Raw genomic sequence first — 22,008 nt, forward strand, 5'->3', positions numbered from 1 at the left:
ACATGACCGCGCGACAGGGAGCCGGTGCCGGCAGCACGAGCACCGGCAGCACGACCGCCAGCACCAGCACCAGCACCGCCGACCGGGCCGCGCGCCCGGCGGCGGTGCCCGCGGGCGGCCGACGGCGCCGCGCGCCCCTCACCTCGCGCTGGCGCACCCGGCTGGAGATCGCGTTCTTCGTGACGCCCGCCCTCGCGCTGCTCGCGCTGTTCGTCGTGGTGCCGGTGCTCCAGGCCGGGCACTACTCGCTGTACAAGTGGAACGGCCTCGGGCCGATGGACAACTTCGTCGGGCTGGCCAACTACGTCCAGGCCCTCGGGGACGACGTGTTCACGGGAGCGCTGCGCCACAACCTCACGATCATCGTGCTCTCGATCGTGGTCCAGCTGCCGCTCGGTCTGGCGATCGCGCTACTGCTCAACCGGAACATGTGGGGGCGCACCGCGCTGCGCGTCATCATCTTCGTGCCGTACGTCCTCGCCGAGGTCGTGGCCGGTGTCGTCTGGTTCATGCTGCTCCAGCCCGGTGGGGTGGTCGACGCGCTCTTCGCGGCGGTCGGCCTCGAGCGGTATACCCAGCTGTGGCTCGGGAACCCCGACGTCGCGCTCTACACCGTGATGTTCGTGCTCACCTGGAAGTACCTCGGTCTCGCGGTGATCCTGTTCCTCGCGGGGCTGCAGGGCGTGCCGCCCGACCTCCACGAGGCCGCCCAGATCGACGGGGCGTCGTGGTGGCAGGTGCAGCGCAAGATCACCGTGCCGCTGCTCGGCCCGACCATCCGCACCTGGGGGTTCCTGTCGATGATCGGCTCGCTCCAGCTGTTCGACATGGTGTGGATCCTCACCAAGGGCGGCCCGGCCAACTCGACCATGACGATGGCCACCTACCTCATCAGCCGTGGCACCGAGCGCAGCCAGTACGGGTACGGCTCTGCCGTCGCCGTCCTGCTCTTCGCCTTCTCGCTGGTGCTCGCGCTGCTCTACCAGCTGTTCATCCTGCGCCGCGACAACAGCGACGGCGCTCATACCCCGTCGAGCGAGAAGGTGAAGCGATGAGCGCCACCACGACCGCCGCACCGACCCCGGCGGTGGCTCCTCCCGGTGCACGCGCACCGCGGGCACGCCGCCGCAGGTCGGGGCCGAACGCCGGCGGGACCCCGCTGGTCTACCTGGCGGCGCTCGTCGTCGCCGCGATGACCCTCGGACCCGTCCTCTACGCCGTCCTCGGCGGCTTCCGGTCGAACGCCCAGCTGGCCAACGACCCCGTGGCGCTGCCCGACCCGTGGGTGCTGAGCAACTACACGGACGTGCTGCAGTCCTCGCAGTTCTGGCAGCTCGCCCTCAACTCCTCGGTCATCGCGCTCGTCACGACGGCCATCGTGTCGGTCTTCGGGGTCATGGCCGCCTACCCGCTGGCCCGCTACGCCTTCAAGGGGCGCGACGCGCTCTTCATGGTGTTCACCCTCGGGCTGCTGTTCCCGCTGACCGTCGCGATCATCCCGCTGTTCCTCATGGTCCGTGACCTCAACCTCTCGAACACCTTCTGGGGCGTCGCGCTGCCCCAGGCAGCCTTCGCGCTCCCCATGACCGTCGTGATCCTGCGACCGTTCCTGCGGGCCCTCCCCAAGGAGCTCGAGGAGGCGGCGATGCTCGACGGCACGTCGCGCGTAGGCTTCTTCTGGCGGATCCTGCTGCCGCTGTCTGGCCCGGCGCTCGTGACCGTCGGGGTGCTTGCCTTCGTCGGCTCGTGGAACGCGTACCTGCTCCCGCTCCTCGTGCTCAACGACCCGGCGGCGCAGACGCTGCCGCTCGGTGTCGCGACCTTCTCGAGCGAGCACGCCCAGGACACCGCGGGTGTCCTGGCCTTCACCTCGCTGGCCATGATCCCCGCGCTGGTGTTCTTCTTGGCCATGCAGAAGCGCATCGTCAACGGCCTCCAGGGAGCGGTCAAGGGATGACCGGACGACAGCACCGCAGCGCCCCAGCACCATCCACGCCGCTCGTCGGACGTGGCACCGAAGGAGGACCGCACGTGAACCACCAGGCCACCGCCCCGGCGCGGATCCCGCTGCCGCAGGTCTCCGAGAGGGTCGCGCGGCTGCACGCCCAGATGACCCTCGACGAGAAGCTCGCCCAGCTGGTCGGCTACTGGGTGGACCAGGGCGGCGAGGTCGTCGCGCCCATGCAGGGGGAGATGGCCACCTCGGGCCACTACGAGGAGGCGACCGCGCACGGGCTCGGGCACCTCACCCGGGTGTACGGCACCCGGCCGGTCGACCCGGTCGAGCGCGCCGCGTGGCTCTGGGGAGAGCAGCGCCGGCTCGTCCGCGAGACACGGCTGGGCATCCCCGCGCTCGTCCACGAGGAGTGCCTCACCGGTCTCGCCGCCTGGAAGGCCGCGACCTTCCCGACACCGCTCGCCTGGGGAGCGTCCTTCGACCCGGGCCTCGTCGCGGAGATGGGCGCCGCGATCGGTACCTCGATGCGCACGCTCGGCATCCACCAGGGGCTCGCCCCCGTCCTCGACGTGATCCGCGACCCCCGCTGGGGCCGGGTCGACGAGTGCATCGCCGAGGACCCGTACGTGGTCGGCACCATCGGCACCGCCTACGTCCAGGGCCTCCAGTCCGAGGGCGTGCACGCCACGCTCAAGCACTTCGTCGGGTACTCCGCCTCTCGTGCCGGCCGCAACCACGCCCCCGTCCACGCCGGTCCCCGGGAGATCGCCGACGTGCTCCTGCCGCCCTTCGAGATGGCGGTGCTCGACGGCGGGGTGCGGTCGGTGATGAACTCCTACGCCGAGATCGACGGCATCCCCGTCGCCGCGGACCCCACCTATCTCACGGGTGTGCTCCGCGACCTCTGGGGCTTCGACGGCGTCGTGGTCTCCGACTACTTCACCGTCGCGTTCCTCGAGGTCATGCACGCGGTCGCCGCCGACCGCGGCGAGGCGGCCTCCCTCGCGCTCGCGGCCGGCATCGACGTCGAGCTGCCCACCGGCGACGCCTACACCGGCCCGCTCGCCGAGAAGGTCCGTGCCGGGCTGGTCGACGAGGCGCTCGTCGACCGTGCCGTGCTGCGTGCCCTCGCGCAGAAGGAAGAGCTCGGTCTGCTCGACGCCCGCTTCGACGACGCGCCGCCGACCGCGGTCGACCTCGACCCCGCCGGGCACCGGGACGTCGCACGACGCCTCGCCGAGGAGTCCCTGGTGCTGCTGACCAACGACGGGACACTGCCGCTCCTGCCAGGAGACGGGCCGGCGCCCTCCCGCGTCGCCGTGATCGGTCCGAACGCGGACCGGGCCGAGGCGCTCATGGGCTGCTACTCCTTCGCGAACCACGTGCTCGCGCACCACCCGGACCACGAGATCGGCATCGAGATCCCGACGGTCGTCGAGGCGCTCCGCGACGAGCTCCGCGGCGCAGCGCCGGGGACCGTCGTCGAGCACGCACCCGGCTGCGCCGTCGAGGGCGAGGACAGGTCGGGGTTCGAGGACGCCGCGGCGCTCGCGGCCCGCTCCGACGTCGCCGTCGTGGTGCTCGGCGACCAGGCCGGGCTCTTCGGCCGCGGCACGGTGGGAGAGGGCAACGACGTCGAGTCCCTCGACCTGCCCGGGGTCCAGCGGGAGCTGGTCGAGGCGGTCGCCGCCACGGGCACGCCGGTGGTCGTGGTGCTGCTCACCGGCCGGCCGTACGCCGTGGACTGGGCGGTCGGTGGACCTGGAGCACCGCGAGCGGTGGTCCAGTCGTTCTTCCCGGGGGAGGAGGGTGGCCGCGCGATCGCCGGGGTCCTGTCGGGACGGGTCGCCCCCTCGGGGCGCCTTCCCGTGAGCATGCCGCGCTCTGCCGGTGCGCAGCCGTACTCGTACCTGCACCCCGTCCTCGGCGGACCGTCCGAGGTGACCAGCACGGACAGCACACCGCTGCTGCCCTTCGGTCACGGTCTGACGTACACGACCTTCGAGCGCACAGCGCTCACGGTTGACGCCGAGGTGCTCGCCGGCGACGCCTTCTCCGCCACGGTCCAGGTGACGAACACGGGGGAGCGCGCCGGGACGGACGTCGTCCAGCTCTACGCCCGCGACGTCGTCGGGTCGGTGACACGGCCCGTCGCGCAGCTGCTCGGCTACGCCCGGGTCGACCTCGACCCGGGGGAGAGCGTCGTGGTGCGCCTCGACGTCCCGACCGCGCGCCTGGCGTTCTCGGACCGCTCGATGGTGCGGGTCGTCGAGCCCGGCGAGGTCGAGCTGTGGGTCGGCCCGTCGTGCGCCGAGAAGGAGACCACGGCGTCGCTGACGATCACCGGTCCTCTGCACGAGGTGACGCTCGCCGACGCGCGGACCGTGCGCACCGAGGTGCTGCGGACCACAGAAGCAGCGCTGGGGCGCTGAGCCACAGCCGGTGCTGGGTCCCGCGCAGGGGGCGGGACCCAGGGCCGCCGGCGGGCTGCCGCGGCTTCACCCGCGCGTGTACCTTGGGCCTGGACCACGGCCGACGGAGACCGGGACGGTGGCCGCTGACCTCTGAGCTGGAGCCCCTCATGAGCACCCTGCCGACCATCTACGACGTCGCCCTGCGAGCCGGCGTCTCGATCTCGACGGTCTCCCGCGTCCTGCAGCAGTCCCACCGCGTGAGCGAGCACCGTCGAGCGCTCGTCGAGGCGGCGGTCGCCGAGCTCGGGTACATCCCGTCGGCGTCGGCACGCGGCCTCGTCGCACGGCACACGGGGCTCATCGGGCTCTGCTTCCCGGAGGTCGCCCCGGTCGTCGTCGAGCCCGACGACGTCCTCGGCGTCGCAGCGGGGGCGAGCGGGAGCGCGGTCGCGACAGGCGGTGGGCGCGAGGTCGAGATCGTCCGGGACGAGTCCGCGGTGCCGACCGTCGCCTGGGGCAACCTCTACTTCGGCGAGGTGATCCGCGGCGCCGAGCACGCAGCGTGGCGCGCCGGGCTCTCGGTGACCATCACCGTGGTCCGGGGCGCCGACGGTGCGAGCCTCGTGCAGGACCTCGCCGGCCGGGTCGACGGCCTCGCGGTCGTCTCTGCGGCCCTCGGCGACGAGCTCCTCGACCACGTCGCGCACCGCGTGCCCGTGGTGGTCATGGCGGGCCCGGACCGGTCCGTGGACCACGACAGGATCCGGGTCGACAACGAGCGCGGGATGGCGGCGCTCGTCCGGCACCTCGTGGTCGACCACGGGTACACCGACGTCCGGTACGTCGGCGGCACGAGCTGGGCTCGCGACGACCAGGAGCGCTTCGCCGGGTTCAGGTCCGCCCTGCTGGGCGCCGGGCTCGACGCCCCCGAGGTCCCGACCCTGCGCGCGGACTACTCCCGAGCGGTCGCGCGCGAGGTCGTGCGCGGGCTGGTCGAGGAGAGCCGGCGAGGCGGGCCGCCGCTCCCTCGGGCGCTGGTGTGCGGCAACGACCAGATGGCCCTCGGCGTGCTCGACGTGCTGGTCGAGGAGGGGGTCGGCGTCCCCGGCGAGGTGGCGGTCACCGGGTTCGACGGTGTCGACGAGACGCAGTCGACGACCCCGCGGCTGACCACCGTCCAGCAGCCCATGACCGAGCTGGGACGGATCGCCGTCGAGCGCCTCGTCGCCCGGATCGCAGCACCGACCGGCGCACCGACGACCGTCGACGTCCCCGTCCGGGTCTTGCTCCGTGGGAGCTGCGGGACGCACTGAGGGCCCACCGACGCCGCGTGCACGGGGTCGTGCGCTCCCTGGCGGTCGACGAGGCCGCAGGTCTCTGCTGGTGGCAGACGTGTTCTCTCCCACCTCTTGACTACGTAGTCACCGCGTGTGAACCTCTCTGTGTGACTACGTAGTCATGCGGTCGCCGGCACCAGCCGGCGGTCCTGGAGCGAAGGAGCCCCGATGAGCGCAGACCACGAGCCCGCGGCCGCAGCACCGCCGCCTGCCGAGCGCTCCCGCAGCACCCGTCCTCCGTCGATGGTCGACGTCGCCCGCGCTGCCCAGGTGTCGCAGAAGACCGTCTCCCGCGTCGTCAACCGTGAGCCCAACGTCAGCCCCGAGGTCCGCACCCGCGTCCTCGAGGCGATCGCCAGCCTCGGCTTCCGTCCTAACTCCGCGGCCCGCGCGCTGGTCACCAACCGCACCCGGACCATCGGCATGGTGAGCATCGGCTCCTCCCTGCTCGGCCCTGCCTCGATCGTCGACGGGGTCGAGAAGGCCGCACGCGGCGCCGGCTACAGCCTCACGCTCGTGCGCACGGCCTCGGGCGGTGCCGACGACATCGGGGCAGCGATGGACGCGCTCGTCGCCCAGGGCGTCGAGGCGATCGTCATCTCCGAGCCGGCGGACAGCCTCCAGCGCATCGGGCACTCCGTCCCCGGCATCCCCGTCCTCGCCGTCGAGCACCGCGAGAACGAGGACGACGACTGGATCCTCGTCGGCGCCGACACGTGGGGAGGTGCCCGCAGCGCCACCGAGCACCTGCTCGGCCTCGGCCACCGGACCGTCTGGCACGTGGCCGGGCCCGACGGGTGGGGGACCAGCGAGAACCGCGTCGACGGGTGGCGCGCCGCGCTCCTCGAGTCCGGCTGCGCCGTCCCCGACGTGGTCCGCGGCGACTGGACGGCGTCGTCCGGCTACGAGATCGGCTTGTCGCTGGCGACCCGCGACGACCTCACCGCCGTCTTCGCGGCGAACGACGACATGGCCGTCGGGCTCATCCACGCCTTCGAGCGGTCCGGGCTCAGCGTCCCTGACGACGTGAGCGTCGTCGGCTTCGACGACATCGGCACCGCAGGCTTCCTGCACACCCCGCTCACCACCGTGCGGCAGGACTTCGCGGAGATCGCCCGGCAGGGCATGCGACGTCTGATCGCCGCGATCGAGGGACGGCACGTCGGCTCCCGCCAGGCCTCCGTCCCCGTCCAGCTCATCATCCGCGAGAGCACGGCCCGGGCAAACCCTCGGCGCCGCACCCTCACCGGCCTCTGACAGCGCTCGGCGGCCCGACCGGCAGCCACGCACGCCACCGCACGTCCCCGGGCCCAGCGGCCCACCCCGAGCTCACCAGACCCCACACCCACCGGTACGACCCTCGACGGTCGGCGCCACGGCACCTCCATGCCCGCCGCCCTCCGCCACACCCCCCCACCACCTGTGCAGAGCCCCCGACGACGAGAGGCACTCATGACCGACATCACCCGCCGGAGCATGCTCCGAGCGAGCCTGGCCCTGGGCGGCGCCGCCGTCCTCGGCGGGCTGCTCGGCGGCTGCGCCCCCGGCAGACCCCAGCCCTCGAGGACCGACGGTGCCGTCGACCTCAGCTTCTGGACGCACGACGCCGGCTACATCGACTTCTTCACCGCGGCGACGGCGCTCGCGTCCCAGGAGACCGACTTCGACTACACCCTCGACGTCACGCAGATCGCCGCCACCGACCTCGTCACCAAGATCATCGCGCAGGCGGTCGCCGGCCGCGGCACCCCCGACGTCGCGGGCATCGAGCTCGGCAACTTCGCCCGGCTCCTCCGCGGCGACATCGCCGACGAGCTCATGGTCGACCTCACCGGCACGGTCGCCGACGTGCGCTCCGACCTCGTCGAGGCCCGGCTCGCCCCGTTCAGCAAGGACGGGAAGCTCTACGCCCTCGACTCCGACTCGCCGCTCGTCGTCTACTACTACCGCGACGACCTCACGTCGTCTCTCGGCGTCCCGACGGACCTCGAGACCTGGGAGGAGTACGCCGAGTTCGGCGCCGGCTTCTACGCCAAGACCGGGAAGTCGCTCGGCGCCGTGGCGACCGGCAGCGACCTCGGGCAGGTCATGCAGATCTTCTGGATGCTGCTGCTCCAGCGCGGCGGAGGGCTCTTCGACGCCGACGGCACGCTGACCATCCAGACACCCGAGGCAGAGGAGGTCCTGACCTTCCTCGTCGACGGCGTCCAGTCCGGGTTCCTCACGACGGTCGCCGACTTCTACGGGCCGAGCATGCAGACGGCGCTCAAGACCGAGAAGGTGCTCGGGCTCTGGATGGCCAACTGGTACAAGACCTTCGGGCTCGAGCCCAACGTCCCCGAGCAGTCCGGGGCGTGGCGCATCGCCCCCATGCCGAGGTTCGCCGGGGGAGGCGGCCGGACGAGCTTCTCGGGCGGGACCGGCTTCACGGCGATCGCGGGCAAGCCGAACTCGCTCGCCGCGCAGGAGTTCGTGCGGGCCGCGTACCTCGACCCGGACCAGCAGGTGAAGCGCTACCTCGACCTCGGATACCTGCCGACCATGCGCTCCGTCTTCGAGCGACCCGAGCTCCTCGACGCCCAGGACGAGTACTGCGGCGGGCAGAGGCTCTTCGAGGTCTACACCGACATCATCGACGAGGCACCGCCCGTCTACATGAGCCCGGACCTGTTCATCCTCCAGACGGCCCTGGCCGGCGCGCTCGTCGACGCCTACCGCGGTCGGCTCACCCCGCGCGAGGCGCTCGACTCGGCCGCCGAGTCCTTCGCCGCCCAGGCGAACAAGTAGGAGCCCGACGATGACCACCCTCACCGCACCCGCCGGCTCGACCGGTACCCGGACCAGCCCGCCGGGGAAGCGCCGCTCCGTCGGCCCGACCCTCGCGCCCTACGCCTTCATCGCACCGTTCTACCTGCTGTACGTGCTGTTCATGATCGTGCCGATCCTCGCTGCGATGGTCCTCAGCACCACGCAGTGGGCCGGCCTCGGCTCGCCGACCTTCGTCGGCCTGCGCAACTACGCCGGGCTGCTCACGGACACGAGCTTCTGGACGGCGATGGGCAACTCCGGCATCTACGTCCTCGTCAGCGTGCTCGTCGTCGTCCCGCTGTCGCTGCTCGTCGCGCAGGCGCTCAACGCCAAGGGGCTGCGAGGACGCGACCTCTTCCGCGTCACCTACTTCATCCCGATGGTCATCTCGCCGATCGTCATCTCGCTCATCTTCTCGATGATGCTCGACACCGAGTTCGGGCTCGTCAACACCCTGCTCCAGTCCGTCCTCGGCTTCGGCGGCGTCGACTGGCTCGGCGACCCGACCTGGGCCAAGGTCTCGCTGAGCTTCGTCATGCTGTGGCGCTGGGTGGGGTACCTCACCATCTTCTTCCTCGCCGGGCTGCAGGCCGTCCCGCGCGAGCTCTACGAGGCGGCGGAGCTCGACGGCGCCGGGACCGTCCGGAAGTTCACCACGGTGACGCTGCCCGCCATCCAGCCCGTCACCGCCTTCGTGGTGGTCACGTCCTTCATCAGCGCGGCGCAGATCTTCGACGAGCCCTACCTGCTGACCCGCGGCGGCCCGGGGGAGTCGACGCTGTCCATCGCCATGTTCGTGTTCCGCGCCGCCTTCGAGCGCCAGCAGTTCGGCTACGCCGCGGCGGCCGGCATCGTCCTGTTCGTCGTCGTCTTCGCGGTGAGCCGGCTGCTCAACCGCGCCCTGAGCATCGGGAAGGCATCATGACCACCCAGGCCACAGCCTCCGAGAGGCCTTCTGCCCGCACCGCACCCAGCACGCCTCGGAAGCGCCGCGACCGGCGCCCCAGCAGCGACAGCCGCCGGCTCACCCCACAGCGCTTCGTGCTCTACCTGACGCTCACCGTCCTCATGGGCGTGTTCGTCATGCCGCTGCTCTTCGCGCTCTCCGGCTCCTTCAAGGAGCGCGGCGAGATCTTCACGAACCCGCTGCAGCTGGTCCCGGGCTCGCCGACACTCGAGAACTACCGGAACCTGCTCACCCAGCAGCCCTTCTGGTCGTGGTTCGCCATGAGCACCGCCGTGGCGACCATCGCGACGGTCGTGTCCGTCTTCGTCTGCGCGCTCGCCGGCTTCGCCTTCGCCAAGTACCGGTTCCGCGGCAAGGGGCCGCTCTTCACCATCATGTTCAGCTCGTTGTCGATCCCCTTCGCGGTGATCCTAGTGCCGCTGTTCGTCCTGCTCGTGAAGTCCGGCCTCGGCAACCCGTTCTTCGCGCTCATCGTGCCGTGGGTCGCCCCGGCCTTCGGGATCTTCATGATGCAGCAGTTCATCGTGCAGTCTGTCCCGGACGAGCTCCTCGAGGCCGCGCGCATCGACGGCACGTCCGAGTTCGGGATCTTCTGGCGCGTGGTGCTCCCGCTGCTGCGGCCCTCCCTCGGGGCGCTCGGGGTGTGGAGCTTCCTGCAGAGCTACAACAGCTTCCTGTGGCCGCTCGTCATCGTGTCCGACGTCGACCAGTACACGCTGCCGCTCGGCCTCAACATCCTCTACGGCTCCGAGAACCGCGCCTTCGACCTGGTCCTGGCCGGGTCGGTCCTCGCCTCGGTGCCGATGATCATCGTCTTCCTGCTGCTGCGCAAGCAGCTGCTCGAAGGTCTGTCCGCCGGGGCCGTCAAGGGCTGAGACGCCGCCCGCGCTGCCCCGCCCCACCGCCCCGCCCCGCCCCACCGCACCTGCTCCGCACCTGCTCCGCATCACTGCACCGCACCACTGGAAGGACGTCATGACACTCCCACCGAAGGTCCTGTTCGGCGCCGCGTACTACCACGAGTACCAGCCCTCGCCGCGGCTCGAGACCGACCTCGACCTCATGGTCGAGGCCGGGTTCTCGGTGATCCGCGTCGGCGAGTCCGTCTGGTCCACCTGGGAGCCCGAGGAGGGCCGTCTCGACCTCGAGTGGCTCGCCCCGGTGCTCGACGGCGCCCACGAGCGCGGCCTGAGCGTCATCCTCGGGACCCCCACCTACGCGGTCCCGATGTGGCTCGCCCGGCGGTACCCGGAGATCGCGGGGGAGCGCCGCACCGGGGAGCGCAGCGGGTGGGGCGCACGCCAGGAGGCCAACTTCACGCACGCCGCCTTCAGGTTCCACGCCGAGCGCGTCGTCCGCGCCGTCGTCGCGCGCTACGCCGACCACCCCGCGGTGATCGGCTACCAGGTCGACAACGAGCCCGGCAACGAGATCTTCCACAACCACGACGTCTTCGAGCGCTTCGTGGACGAGCTCCGCGAGACCTACGGCGACGTCGAGACCCTCAACCGCGAGTGGGGCCTCACCTACTGGTCGCACCGTCTCTCGACCTGGGCCGACCTCTGGACACCCGACAACAACGCCCAGCCGCAGTACGACCTCGCCTGGCGACGGTTCCAGGCGAGCCTGACCACCGAGCTCATCGAGTGGCAGGCCGACCTCGTGCGGACGCTCGCCCGCCCCGAGCAGTTCGTCATGACCTGCCTGTCCTACGACCGTCCCGCCCTCGAGGACGACGCCGTCGGCGCGGTCCTCGACGTCACGGCGGGTAACCCGTACTACCGGGTGCAGGACCACCTCGCGGTCCCGGCGACCGGCGACCCCGAGCAGAAGTGGTTCACCACCGGGACCTGGGCCATGTACCGCACGGCCGACCGCATGTACTCGACGCGGCAGGAGCCCTTCCTCGTCACCGAGACCGCGGCCGCGTCGATCTGGGGCTCGAACCTCAACGAGGCGCCGTACGACGGGCAGCTGCGCCAGGCCGCCTGGGCGCTCGTCGCCCGGGGTGCGCAGATGGTCGAGTACTGGCACTGGCACACGCTCCACTACGGCACCGAGACGTACTGGGGTGGCGTGCTCCCGCACAGCCAGCAGCCCGGGCGCATCTACGAGCAGGTCGCCGAGCTCGGCGCCGAGCTCGCGGCGGCGGGCCCGGTCGTCGCCGGGGCGGTGCCCGAGGCCGACCTCGGCATCGTCTACGACAACGCGAGCAAGTGGGCGATGGCCTTCCAGCCGCCGCTCGGCGACGACACCGAGCCGCTGCCGCGGTCCTACGAGATGATCGTCGACGCCTACTACCGGGGTGCCTTCGAGGCCGGGCTCCAGGTGCGGGTCGTCCACCCCCGGCACCTGTTCGACCGGCCCGCGGCCGAGGTCGCCGCAGAGCTCCCGACGCTCGTCGTCGCCGGCTTCTACGTGACGACCGACGCGCAGCTCGACTGGCTCGACGCCTACGCCGAGGCCGGCGGGCACCTCGTCCTCGGCATCCGCACCGGGTATGCCGACACCGAGGCCCGGGCCCGTCTCGACGTCAAGCCGTCACGACTCACCGAGGCCGCGGGCGTGATGTACGACGAGTTCTCCAACCTCCAGGTGCGTCTGCCCGTGGTCGCCCCGACGGGCAGCTCTTTCGTCGTCCCCGAGGGCGCGACGGCGGGCCGGTGGGTCGACGGCTTGAAGGTCGTCGGAGACGCCGAGCCTCTGCTCGAGTACGTCCACCCGCACTTCGGCCGGTGGCCGGCCGTCACCTCCGCGGCACGCGGGGCCGGGCGGGTCACCTACGTCGGGACCCTCCTGGACCCGACGACGACGGGCTCACTGCTCCGCTGGGCCACCCCGGCCAGGGCCGCTGGGGAGTGGTCCGACGCCGCAGCCGCCCACCCGTCGGTCACCGTCTCCGGCGCGACGCTCACCGACGGCCGGACCGTGCGCTACGTCCACAACTGGTCGTGGGAGACCGTCTCCTTCGTGGCGCCGCGCGACGTCAGCGACGCGGTCGACGGTCGTGCGCTCGCGGCGGGCGAGACGCTCGAGCTGGGCGCGTGGGACGTGCGCGTGCTCGTCGAGGGCTGATCCGGAGCGACGTCGGGCCCCGCAGGCGAGCGGGGTCCGACATCTGCCTCAGAGGCGGCGGCGCAGGTCGCCGACCCGTGCCCGGATGTCGTCCCGGACGAGGCGCATGCGCTCTGCGCCGGTGATGCCGCGGTCGGAGGGCTCGTCGGTGACCCAGGTCTCGAGAGGCGTGCCGTCCGGGGCCTGCACCTGGGCCTCGGTGCCGAGGACCACGACGAGGTCGGCGGCCTCGAGCATCTCGGGGGTCAGGGCCTTGGGGTGCTCGTCGCCGACACCGACGCCGATCTCGGCCAGCGACTCGACCGACTGCACGTTGAGCGCGGTCCCGGGGAGCGTGCCGGCGGAGGTGACGACGACGCTGTCACCGGCCAGGTCGCGGAGAAGGGCGGCGGCCATCTGCGACTTGCCGCCGTTCTTCTGGCACACGAAGACGACGTGCGGGGTGCGGGAGGTGGGGCTGGGCACGGGGACTCCTGAGAGGGCGAGGGGAGGAGAAGGGGCGGACACGATCCTCCCACCGCGCACCTGCCCGCGTCGCGCCTGCGAAGATCGTCCGATGACTCTCGCACTGCGCCCGCTCGCGCCCCACGACCTCCCCGCCTGGATCGAGCGGAGCGTCGCCGAGTACGCGGCGGACCTCGTCACCATGGGTGCGACGCCCGCCGAAGCGCAGCGTCGCGCACGGGCGAGCATCGAGGACGACGTCGCCGAGGGCAGCCTCCCTGACGGGCACGTCGTCTTCGACCTCCTCGACGGGTCCGAGGCGCCGGTCGGTTACCTGTGGGTCGGCCCCGACACCTCAGACGACCCGACTGCCTGGTGGGTCTGGGACGTCGTGGTCGACACCGAGCACCGAGGCCGCGGCTACGGCCGGCAGGCGATGCTGCTGGGCGAGGACTACGCGCGCTCGCAGGGTGCCCGCACCCTCGGGCTCAGCGTCTTCGGGTTCAACACCGGCGCGCGACGCCTCTACGAGTCGCTCGGCTACGAGACCACGTCGGTCAAGATGGCCAAGACGCTCGCCTGACGCGCCGTCTGAGACGCGGGTACCACCGCCGTCAGGTCTGGGACCGGACGGACGCGATGCGCACGGCTGCGGCCATCCCGCCGTCACCGAAGCTGACCCGTCCGACGTCGAGCGCGGGGTCGTCGGCGACGATCTCCTCCCACGCGGCGAGCCGGGTGATCGAGGTCCGCTCGAGCCCGAGGAGCGCTGACTCCAGATGCGCGGTGAAGGTCTCCCGGTGGTTCGCGACGACCTGCGCGTAGCGTGCGAGCCGGTCCTCCATGCTGCGGACGTTTGCCGAGGCCGGGTGCGTGCGGTACCTCAGCAGAGGCTCGGGGACGACAGCCACCCGGGACCCGTCGCGCCGCAGGAGCCGGAGGAAGAAGTCCCAGTCCTCGAAGCCCTGCCGCATCGACTCGTCGTACCCGCCGGCCTCTCCCCAGTGCGCCCGCCGGAACAGGGCCGACGCGGGGGCGGCGTTGCGCGGCAGGAACGCCTCGACGGTGCCGCCGGTGGGCTCGACGACGCCCTGGGCGACGCCGAACATCGACAGCCAGCTGGACGCCGCGACGGTGCTGTCGTCGGCGAGCAGCGCCAGGGTCTTCTCGACGAAGGTCGGCTCCCAGAGGTCGTCACCGTCGAGGACGGCGACGACCTCGGTGCCCGACGCCGCGATCCCGGTGTTGCGCGCCGCTGAGACCCCGCCGTTCGGCTGGTGCAGCACGCGCACGACGGGGGCGGTCCCACCGAGGCGGGGGAGCCCGGCCAGCACCTCGAGGCTCTCCGGGGCGGTCGACCCGTCGTCGACCACGACGACCTCGTCGACCGGGTGGCTCTGCGCGAGCACCGAGAGGACGGCGTCCTCGACGGTGCGCCCCTGGTCGTAGGCCGTGACGACCACCCCGACGGATGACATGGCTGCTCCTGACGTGCGTCTGGCTCGGGCGGACCCTCAGAGAGCGGTCGACGCCGCGGGGGCTGGGCGGAGACGCCGTTCTGCGCCCTCGAGGTGCTGGACGAACAGTGCTGCGAGCCGGTCAGAGTCGTGGGCGCGGAGGGCGTCGACGATCGAGCGGTGCTCGACGTCGGCCTGTTCCTTGCCCCCGAGGTCCTCGATGTTGCGACGGGAGTAGGGCTGCACGGCGCTCAGCAGCGAGGTGAGGATCGACGCGGTCCTCGGGAGCCCGGAGAGCACGTACAGGCGTTGGTGGAACGTGTAGTTGAGCTCCATCCACTGGGGGATCCGCGGCTCGTCGGCCATCGCGGTGGCCATCGAGTCGAGCTCCGCGACGGCGCGCTGCGTCGAGCTGTCGACGAGGGCCTCCGCGATGGTCGGCTCGAGGACCTTGCGCAGGCCGTACAGCTCGACGAGGTCGTCGGAGGAGAGCGTGCGGACCGTGGCGCCACCGCCACCGCGGATCTCGACGAGCCCGTTGGCCTCGAGGAGGCGCAGGGCCTCGCGGATGGGGTTGCGGCTGACGCCGAAGCGTCGGGCGAGGTCCTCCTGGACGAGCTGGGCGCCCTGGCCGAACTCGCCCTCTCGGATCGCGCGCGCGATCTGGTCCGCGATGAGATCTGGCGTCATCACCCCTCCTGTCGTGGTCGGGGCGAGATCGACCCCGATGCCACTGTACTCAGTGCGCGCGTTGTCCTCGCTGCGGACAGTGCGTACAGTGAGGACATTCGTGTCCGGCACTGGAGCCGGACCAGTTCGAAGGAGAGACATGATGGGTGCGAGACAGCGGCCGCACTTCGCCTGGATGGTCTTCGCGGCAGCGTGCGTCATCTCGTTCGTCGGTTTCGGCCTGACGCTCAACACGGCCAGCCTCTACTGGGGCTCCGTGAGCGAGGAGCTCGGGATCTCCCTCTCCGACGTCGCCCTCATGAGCACGGTGTCCGGCATCGCGGGCGCGGTCGCGCTCGGCGTGGCGTCGCCGCTCTTCGAGCGGATCAACCTCAAGATCTTCCTCAGCATCATGGTCGTCCTGACCGCGTGCGCCTACTTCGCCTCGGCCGGTGCCACGAGCATCTGGGTGCTCTACGCCGCGAACCTCGTGCTCGGCGTGACGAAGGCCGTGGCGATCCTGCTCTCCGTGCCGATCCTGCTCGGGAACTGGTTCGAGAAGCACCTCGGTCTGGTCACCGGCATCGCAGGCGCCATGACCGCGGTGGGCGGAGCCGTCTTCAGCCCCATCATCGGCGACATCATCACCGACCACGGGTGGCGCTCGGCCTACGTGGTCACCGGAGTCATCGTCCTCGTGACGCTCCTGCCCTTCACCCTGTTCGTCACGAAGCTCCGACCCACGGGGGAGCAGCGACCGTTCGGCTTCGAGCCCAAGGACGGCGCGAACGTGACGCTCACGGGGATCCCGGCCCGGCGCGCGTTCCGGACCCTGCCCTTCGTGTGCTTCGCCGCGGTCGGCGTGATCCTGCAGCTCGCCGGCTCCCTCGTCCAGCACCTCCCCACGTACCTGACCCAGGGAGGCCTCACGCTCACCGCGGCCGCCGCGATCTTCTCCGCGCTGCTCATCGGGGCGTCGGTCGGCAAGTTCGCCATCGGTGCAGCGCTCGACCACATGCGACCGATGCTCGCGGTCGGGATCTTCACGCTCGTGGCACTGTTCGGCTGGTCTGGGCTGTGGGCGTTCTCGGGACAGCTGCCGCTGTCGGTCGCGAGCTTCTCGAGCGGGATGGGCCAGGCGATCAACCTCGTCGCTGTCGTCGTCCTCGTCCGCAACGTGTTCGGGGCGCTCGAGTACAGCAAGATCCTCGGTCCGATCCTCATGGTCGGGTCGCTCGCGAACGCGGCCGGCGTGTACGTGCACGGGCTCGTCTACGACAGCACCGGCAGCTACGACCTGTCGTTCGCGGCCAACCTGGTGATCTTCGTGGTGGCCTTCGGGATCCTCGCGGTGGCACTGCGTTCTGGGGCACGTCTCACCCCGTCCGATGCCGTGCCCGGTGCCTCGGCACCGGCGATCGACCCGGCGGGGGAGCGCGACGACGACGCTGCTCCCGTGTCGCCTGTGGTGACGCGATGAGCGACGACGTCTCCCGGCCGGACAGCGGCCGAGCGCACCAGGACCAGAGCGCAGGGGTCCGCAGCTGGCTCGGCATCCGCTACGCGACCGCCGAGAGGTTCCGCCCGCCGGTCCTGGTCGAGCTCGACGAGAGTGCCCCGACCTCCGCCTACGGGGCCGCCCCGTTCCAGACCCCGCCTCCGGTGCCTCCCCTCGGGGCAGAGCCTGACGAGGACTGCCACTTCCTCAACGTCTGGGCTCCGGAGCACGTCACCGACGAGCCGCTGCCCGTCTACGTCTCCGTCTACGGCGGTGGCTTCGAGCACGGCGCAGGGTCGGCCTGGACTCAGGACGGCGCCGTCCTGGCCGCGACCGGGCGCGTGGTCGTCGTCTCGCCGAGCTACCGGGTGGGAGCGCTCGGTTTCGTGTCGCTCGACGCGTACGGGTCCCCGTTCGAGGGGGCCCACAACCTCGGGCTGCAGGACCTGGTGACGGCGCTCGCCTGGGTCAAGGAGAACATCCGGGCCTTCGGCGGAGACCCAGACCAGGTCTGCGTCGTCGGTGAGAGCGCCGGAGGGTTCCTCACGGCGGCGCTCCCCGCCGTCCGGGCTGCTGACGGGCTGTTCGCACGTCTGTCCGTCCACTCCGCCGGTGCCTCGCGCATCGTCCCGCCGCAGCGGGCGGAGTCGATGGCAGCAGACCTGCTGAGCGACCTCGGGGCGACGGACGAGCTCGCTCGTCTGATGGGTGTGCCGGCCGCCGACCTGGTCGACGCCCAGAGCAGGATCGTCGCGAGAGACATCGGGATCCGCAACGGCCCCTCGCCGCACGCGCTGGGTGTCGTCGACGACTCCGCGTCCCTGGCGCCTGTGCTGTCTGAGCACCCCCTCGAGAGCTTCGCGTCGGGGCGGGTCGCCCACGTCCCGCTCCTCGTGAGCGCGACGCAGGACGAGATCGCGCTGTTCCGAGCGGCTGCTCAGGACACGTTCGACCCCGACAGCCTCAGCGCCGTCGTGGCGGAGGTGACCTCGTGGGGCGTCGGCGACGAGCGTGCCCGGCGCCTCGTCGACGGGTTCTCCGCGACCCTCGGCGAGGGCGCCTCGCCAGGAGAGATCAGAGAGCGGATCCTCAGCGACTACGTCTACCGTCTGCCGGTCGTGCGTCTCGCCCAGACGCACGCCGCGTCGGGCGGGCAGGCGCACCTCCTGCTGATCGGCGGTGCCGACGGCCTGCCCGCCGGGCACGCCTGCGACGTACCTGGGTTGATCGGACGGCACCTTCCCGACGCGTCAGCGGCTGCGGTGAGGCGTGACGACCAGCTCACCGATGCCGTGCTGGACTTCGTCACCGGTGATGGCCCGTCCTGGGGGTGCACCGAGGTCGACGAGCTGCGGGCGCACGGGATCGGTGAGCTCCGCGAGGACGCCACGGCCCAGCTCCGGACCGTCCTCGAGGTCTGGGACGGGATCCCGCGCCCCTGAGGAGGGGGCGGCTGCCGCGGGACCGGTCAGAGGGGCTCTTGGAACCACCGGCTGAGGGTGATCTTCGCGAGCACACGCGGTCCGTCGGTCGCGGGGTCCGCCCCGTCCCACCCGTCGTAGCGCGCGGCGAACGCCCGAGCGACGTCGGGACGCGAGCCGACCTCGACGAGCTCGGCCGTGCCCTCCCCGACGAGTCCGCCCGCCGGTGCCGTGCCCTCGACCGCGAGGCTGACCCGCGGGTCGAGCCGCAGCAGCCGGGCCTTCCACGACGTCTGCCGGACCGACACCCACAGGGCGTCGTCGTCGTGCACGAACCACAGCGGGGTGGTGTGCGGAGGTCCGTCGGGCCGGTTCGCCGTGAGCCACAGGTGCAGCGAGGCGTCGAGGAGGGCTGAGTGGCGCATCCCCCCAGTCTGCCGGTCGGCGGCAGACCGGGGGACGCGCCTCGCAGCCGGTCAGGCAGTCGACCGGCCGTGCCGGGCCTGCCGCCACCCGACGACAGCGTCGACGACCAGGAACGCCGCGAGCGACAGCCCCATGAGCGGGAGGAACACCCCGACAGCAGCTGCGACCACGACCGCCGCGACGGTGCCCCACCAGGGGGCTCGGCGCAGCACCCCGCGTGCGGGGGCCTTGCCGACGCGGCGCTGCGGGTCGCGGACCGGTCGCCGCTGCCACCACATGACGTAGCCCCAGACGACCATGGCGGCGATCGCGGAGCCTGCGACGAACAGGACGAGCTGGTTGGCGAGGCCGAACATCGAGCCCATGTGCAGGTCGATGCCCCACCGGCTCAGCTTCGCCACGATGCCGAAGTCCGCGAAGTCGACCCGGTCGACCACCTGCATGGTCTGCCCGTCCACCGCGACGGCGTCGACCTCGGTCGGGTAGCTGCGCTGGATCTCCTGGACGACCCACGCCGTGCCCGGCCCGGAGGGCGGGCGGATCTCCACGAGACCGGTGGTGATGTTGACCTCCTGCCCGATGCGCAGGACGGTGTCGAACGCGCCGGGGTTGAGGTCTGACGTGTCCGCACCGGTCGTGGGAACCGGCGCCGGCGCACCGTGGTGCGCGTGCTCGTCGACGGGACCCTCGGCGGACCCGGTGAGGTCGGTGCTGACCGACGGGGTGGTCCACCCGACCGCGGTCCGCAGGTCCGAGAAGTTCCCACCGCCGTGCTGCGACCAGGTGATGCCGGTGACGGACAGGAACAGGGCGGCTCCCAGCACCCAGATCCCGGTCGAGGTGTGCCACGAGCGGGTCTTGGCATAGCCGGAGGCGCGGGTGTCGGGCCGCAGCATGGACCTCTTGGTGCGGGTCTTGCGGAACCGCACCACCCACAGCCCGGCGCCGGCGAGCGCGACGACCCCGAGCCACGAGGCGGCCAGCTCGCTGTACAGGCGCCCGGCGTCCCCGAGGTGCAGGGACCGGTGCAGGTCCGAGACCCAGTGGCGCAGCGGGAGTGCGCCCGAGGTCCCGTAGACGGGGAGGTCACCGCGGATCTCGGCGGTCCCCGGGTCCACGAGCACGGCGCGCGTCTGGCTCTCGCCGAGCCGCGCGTCGGCGTACATGACCCGGGTGGTGTCGCCGGGCTCGGGGGCGGGGCGCACCGCCACGACCTGCTGCCCGTCGCCCACGTACGCGTCAGCCGCCCGGACCTGCTCGGCCAGGGTGAGCGTGGTGGCAGTCACGGGGGCCGTCAGCTCGTGGGAGTAGACGATCTTCTCGACCTGCGGGGTCAGGGCGTACAGCGCACCGCTGGTCGCCGCGACCAGGATGAACGGCCCGACGAAGATCCCGGCGTAGAAGTGCAGGCGCAGGAGCAGCGGTGCCAGCCAGCCGGTGCGACGTCGTGGTCGCTGGTCCCCACCCAGAGGTGCGCCGCCGCCGGGGTGGACGTCCGTGGTGGTGGTCACGAGGCCTCCTCCAGCAGCGTCTCGCCGACGTAGCCGCCCTCGGAGCAGCCCGGAGGGATCGCGAAGACGGCCGAGCCGATGGGCGTGGTCCACTCGTTGAGCAGGTCGAGCTCGTCGAGCCGCTGCTGGAGCGGCACGAACTGGGCGTCGACGTCGGCCTGGAAGGACACGAAGAGCAGGCCCGACTCCGAGACGGCGTCGCCGGTCGGTGCGTCGTCGTAGTTGTACGCGCGGCGGAAGATCCGCTGCGACGTGTCGTCCGAGCGCGAGCGCCGGACGTGCGAGAACTCGGCGATCACCGGGAAGCCGATCGCGGTGGTGGCCTCGAAGTCGGGCTCGTCGTGCTCCTCGGTGCCGGTCAGCGGGGCGCCGTTGGACAGGAACCGCCCGACCGACTGCTCGCGCCCGCCGCGGTCGAGGCGGTCCCACCCGTCGAGGTCCATGCTGATCCGCCGGACGACCATGCTGGTGCCGCCGGCGAGCCAGCCGTCGCGGACCCACACGAGGCCGTCGAAGTCCTCCGTGGTCGGCGCAGGGTTGACGGTCCCGTCGACCTGGCCGAAGAGGTTGCGCATGGTCGTGCCGGACCTCTCCGAGCCGTGGGCACGCCGGAACCCGGTCTGCGTCCAGCGCACCGTCGCGAAGCTCCGGGCGTCCTTGAGCAGCATCCGCTGCGCGTGGGCGACGGTGAAGGCGTCGTCGGCGCCGATCTGCAGCAGCAGGTCGCCGTCGCTCCACGCCTCCTCGAGCCGGTCGACGGTGAAGGCAGGGAGCGGGCGCAGCCAGGTGGGCAGCGCCACGGAGGCGGTTCCTCCAGCGCCCACGCCGTCAGAACCTGCGTCGTCGGTGGCCCGGCGGACGAGCCCGGGCCCGAACCCGAAGGTCACCGTGAGGCGGGCCGGGACGTGCGCGAGCTCGGGCTCGGAGTCGGCGAGCGCCGCCGTGCCCTGGGTGAGGCGGGCGGCATCGTCGGTCAGCAGACGCATGAGGCGGCGCAGGCCGTCGCGGTCGACCTCGGGGCGCAGGTCGAGGGCGACGAGGGTCGCGTGCGCCTGGGGCGGGGTCTCGACCCCTGCCTGGTGCTCCCCGTAGAAGGGCACGGTGAGGCTCCCGTGGAGTGCCTGCGCGGCCTCGTCGGTCGCGTCCGGGCGGTCGTCGCGTCGGGTCAGCGTGTCGACGCCGATCGCGGCGACGGCACCGATCCCGGCGACAGCCCCTCCGAAGAGGAGCTGTCGCCGCGTCGGTCCGCCGCGACCGGCCTCGGGTGCCTCGGCCGCACGGGGCGCGCCAGGGGCGTCAGAGGTCAGGTCGCGGCCCATCACTCGTCGTCCGTGCCGGTGTGCTCGGAGTGGTCAGAGCCGTCGTGGTCGGTGCTGGACCCCGCGTCGCCGTGGTCCATGCCCTCCATCCCCTCCATGTCGTCGTCGCCCTCTCCGCCCTCGTAGCTCTCGTTGGCGCCCGCGTAGTCCTTGACGGGGGCGGTGAGGTCGAGGGTCGAGTCGTCGGAGAAGGTGAGCGTCACCGTCACCTCGTCACCGGCGACGAGCGGCTCGGTGAGGTCCATGAGCATGATGTGGTTGCCGCCAGGCTCGAGCAGCAGCTCGCCGCCGGCGGGGATGGTGAACCCGTCCTGCTTCTCGCGCATGACCATCGCGCCGCTCTCGTTCTCGACCGTCTCGTGGAGCTCGAGGGCGGTCGAGGCGGGCGAGGTGACGGACACGACGGTGACGTCGTCCGTCCCGGTGTTGGTGAGGTCGCCGAAGGCGGCAGACATGCCGCTGTCAGCAGCCTTGACCCAGGCGTCGTCGACGGTCACGGAGTCTCCGGCAGAGGCTCCCGACGCGGCCGGCTGGTCGGCGTCGGCGGTGGAGCACCCGGCGAGGACGACCAACGACGCGACGGCGAGGGCGAGGGACGGGACGCTCCTGCGCTGCGACAGGCGCGGAGCGGGCAGGCTCGGCGCAGCGGCGGGGCGAGCGGGGTGCGTGGTGCGTGCAGACATGGTGGTTCCTTACGAGAAGAGA

At 71.9% G+C, this 22,008-nt stretch carries 19 protein-coding genes; 12 read left to right on the forward strand and 7 right to left on the reverse strand.

Annotated elements, in window-relative coordinates; genetic code table 11:
• The first annotated feature begins 2 nt into the window (after positions 1-2).
• The 9 genes from SKED_RS05655 (at position 3) to SKED_RS05695 (ending at position 12,558) form a co-directional block, all read left to right on the forward strand.
• Positions 3-1,055: a carbohydrate ABC transporter permease gene (locus SKED_RS05655; protein WP_143755666.1), complete on the forward strand. Its 1,053-nt coding sequence runs from the start codon at positions 3-5 to the stop codon at positions 1,053-1,055.
• On the forward strand, positions 1,052-1,957 hold the full coding sequence (locus tag SKED_RS05660; protein WP_012866168.1) for a carbohydrate ABC transporter permease: 906 nt from the start codon (positions 1,052-1,054) through the stop codon (positions 1,955-1,957). Before SKED_RS05655 ends, SKED_RS05660 begins: the two co-directional genes overlap by 4 nt.
• Before the next feature lie 74 nt (positions 1,958-2,031).
• On the forward strand, positions 2,032-4,389 hold the full coding sequence (locus SKED_RS05665; RefSeq protein WP_012866169.1) for a beta-xylosidase/alpha-l-arabinosidase: 2,358 nt from the start codon (positions 2,032-2,034) through the stop codon (positions 4,387-4,389).
• A 149-nt stretch (positions 4,390-4,538) separates the two neighbouring features.
• The gene (locus tag SKED_RS05670) at positions 4,539-5,684 is read left to right on the forward strand and encodes a LacI family DNA-binding transcriptional regulator (protein ID WP_012866170.1); all 1,146 of its coding nucleotides are present in this window, start codon (positions 4,539-4,541) and stop codon (positions 5,682-5,684) included.
• A 192-nt stretch (positions 5,685-5,876) separates the two neighbouring features.
• Positions 5,877-6,965 (forward strand): LacI family DNA-binding transcriptional regulator, encoded by a 1,089-nt coding sequence (locus SKED_RS05675; RefSeq protein WP_012866171.1) that lies wholly within the window; start codon positions 5,877-5,879, stop codon positions 6,963-6,965.
• A gap of 195 nt (positions 6,966-7,160) precedes the next feature.
• A complete protein-coding gene (locus SKED_RS05680) occupies positions 7,161-8,495 on the forward strand; it encodes an ABC transporter substrate-binding protein (protein WP_012866172.1) in 1,335 nt (444 codons plus the stop codon).
• Between the two features lie 10 nt (positions 8,496-8,505).
• Positions 8,506-9,441: a carbohydrate ABC transporter permease gene (locus tag SKED_RS05685; RefSeq protein ID WP_012866173.1), complete on the forward strand. Its 936-nt coding sequence runs from the start codon at positions 8,506-8,508 to the stop codon at positions 9,439-9,441.
• Positions 9,438-10,358, forward strand: coding sequence for a carbohydrate ABC transporter permease (locus SKED_RS05690; RefSeq protein ID WP_012866174.1), 921 nt, complete (start codon positions 9,438-9,440; stop codon positions 10,356-10,358). Before SKED_RS05685 ends, SKED_RS05690 begins: the two co-directional genes overlap by 4 nt.
• Before the next feature lie 100 nt (positions 10,359-10,458).
• A complete protein-coding gene (locus tag SKED_RS05695) occupies positions 10,459-12,558 on the forward strand; it encodes a beta-galactosidase (protein WP_012866175.1) in 2,100 nt (699 codons plus the stop codon).
• A gap of 48 nt (positions 12,559-12,606) precedes the next feature.
• Here the strand turns inward: SKED_RS05695 and SKED_RS20665 are convergent, their stop codons facing one another.
• Positions 12,607-13,023 (reverse strand): arsenate-mycothiol transferase ArsC, encoded by a 417-nt coding sequence (locus SKED_RS20665; protein WP_012866176.1) that lies wholly within the window; start codon positions 13,021-13,023, stop codon positions 12,607-12,609.
• Positions 13,024-13,114: 91 nt separating this feature from the next.
• Between SKED_RS20665 and SKED_RS05705 the strand changes: the two genes are divergently transcribed.
• Positions 13,115-13,585: a GNAT family N-acetyltransferase gene (locus SKED_RS05705; protein WP_012866177.1), complete on the forward strand. Its 471-nt coding sequence runs from the start codon at positions 13,115-13,117 to the stop codon at positions 13,583-13,585.
• A 31-nt stretch (positions 13,586-13,616) separates the two neighbouring features.
• On the opposite strand, the gene SKED_RS05710 is transcribed toward SKED_RS05705, so the two are convergent.
• Positions 13,617-14,480 (reverse strand): glycosyltransferase family 2 protein, encoded by an 864-nt coding sequence (locus SKED_RS05710; protein WP_012866178.1) that lies wholly within the window; start codon positions 14,478-14,480, stop codon positions 13,617-13,619.
• Between the two features lie 36 nt (positions 14,481-14,516).
• The gene (locus SKED_RS05715; RefSeq protein ID WP_012866179.1) at positions 14,517-15,149 is read right to left on the reverse strand and encodes a GntR family transcriptional regulator; all 633 of its coding nucleotides are present in this window, start codon (positions 15,147-15,149) and stop codon (positions 14,517-14,519) included.
• Between the two features lie 139 nt (positions 15,150-15,288).
• Between SKED_RS05715 and SKED_RS05720 the strand changes: the two genes are divergently transcribed.
• Together SKED_RS05720 and SKED_RS05725 are read left to right on the forward strand one after the other, a co-directional pair.
• The gene (locus tag SKED_RS05720) at positions 15,289-16,608 is read left to right on the forward strand and encodes an MFS transporter (RefSeq protein WP_012866180.1); all 1,320 of its coding nucleotides are present in this window, start codon (positions 15,289-15,291) and stop codon (positions 16,606-16,608) included.
• On the forward strand, positions 16,605-18,068 hold the full coding sequence (locus tag SKED_RS05725; RefSeq protein WP_012866181.1) for a carboxylesterase family protein: 1,464 nt from the start codon (positions 16,605-16,607) through the stop codon (positions 18,066-18,068). Before SKED_RS05720 ends, SKED_RS05725 begins: the two co-directional genes overlap by 4 nt.
• A 26-nt stretch (positions 18,069-18,094) precedes the next feature.
• On the opposite strand, the gene SKED_RS05730 is transcribed toward SKED_RS05725, so the two are convergent.
• Genes SKED_RS05730 through SKED_RS05745 form a run of 4 tightly spaced genes read right to left on the reverse strand, consistent with a single transcriptional unit; the run spans position 18,095 to position 21,986 of the window.
• Positions 18,095-18,472 carry a pyridoxamine 5'-phosphate oxidase family protein gene (locus tag SKED_RS05730; RefSeq protein ID WP_012866182.1) on the reverse strand — a complete coding sequence of 126 codons (378 nt, stop codon included), beginning with the start codon at positions 18,470-18,472 and terminating at the stop codon, positions 18,095-18,097.
• 51 nt (positions 18,473-18,523) lie between these two features.
• Positions 18,524-19,984 (reverse strand): PepSY-associated TM helix domain-containing protein, encoded by a 1,461-nt coding sequence (locus tag SKED_RS05735; RefSeq protein ID WP_012866183.1) that lies wholly within the window; start codon positions 19,982-19,984, stop codon positions 18,524-18,526.
• Positions 19,981-21,303, reverse strand: a complete 1,323-nt coding sequence (locus tag SKED_RS05740) for a Dyp-type peroxidase (protein WP_012866184.1) — start codon at positions 21,301-21,303, stop codon at positions 19,981-19,983. Before SKED_RS05740 ends, SKED_RS05735 begins: the two co-directional genes overlap by 4 nt.
• The gene (locus SKED_RS05745; RefSeq protein ID WP_012866185.1) at positions 21,303-21,986 is read right to left on the reverse strand and encodes a copper chaperone PCu(A)C; all 684 of its coding nucleotides are present in this window, start codon (positions 21,984-21,986) and stop codon (positions 21,303-21,305) included. The genes SKED_RS05740 and SKED_RS05745 overlap by 1 nt, the downstream gene beginning before the upstream one ends.
• Positions 21,987-22,008 lie beyond the last annotated feature (22 nt).

This window comes from Sanguibacter keddieii DSM 10542, assembly GCF_000024925.1.
In the GTDB taxonomy this organism is placed as follows: Bacteria; Actinomycetota; Actinomycetes; order Actinomycetales; family Cellulomonadaceae; genus Sanguibacter; species Sanguibacter keddieii.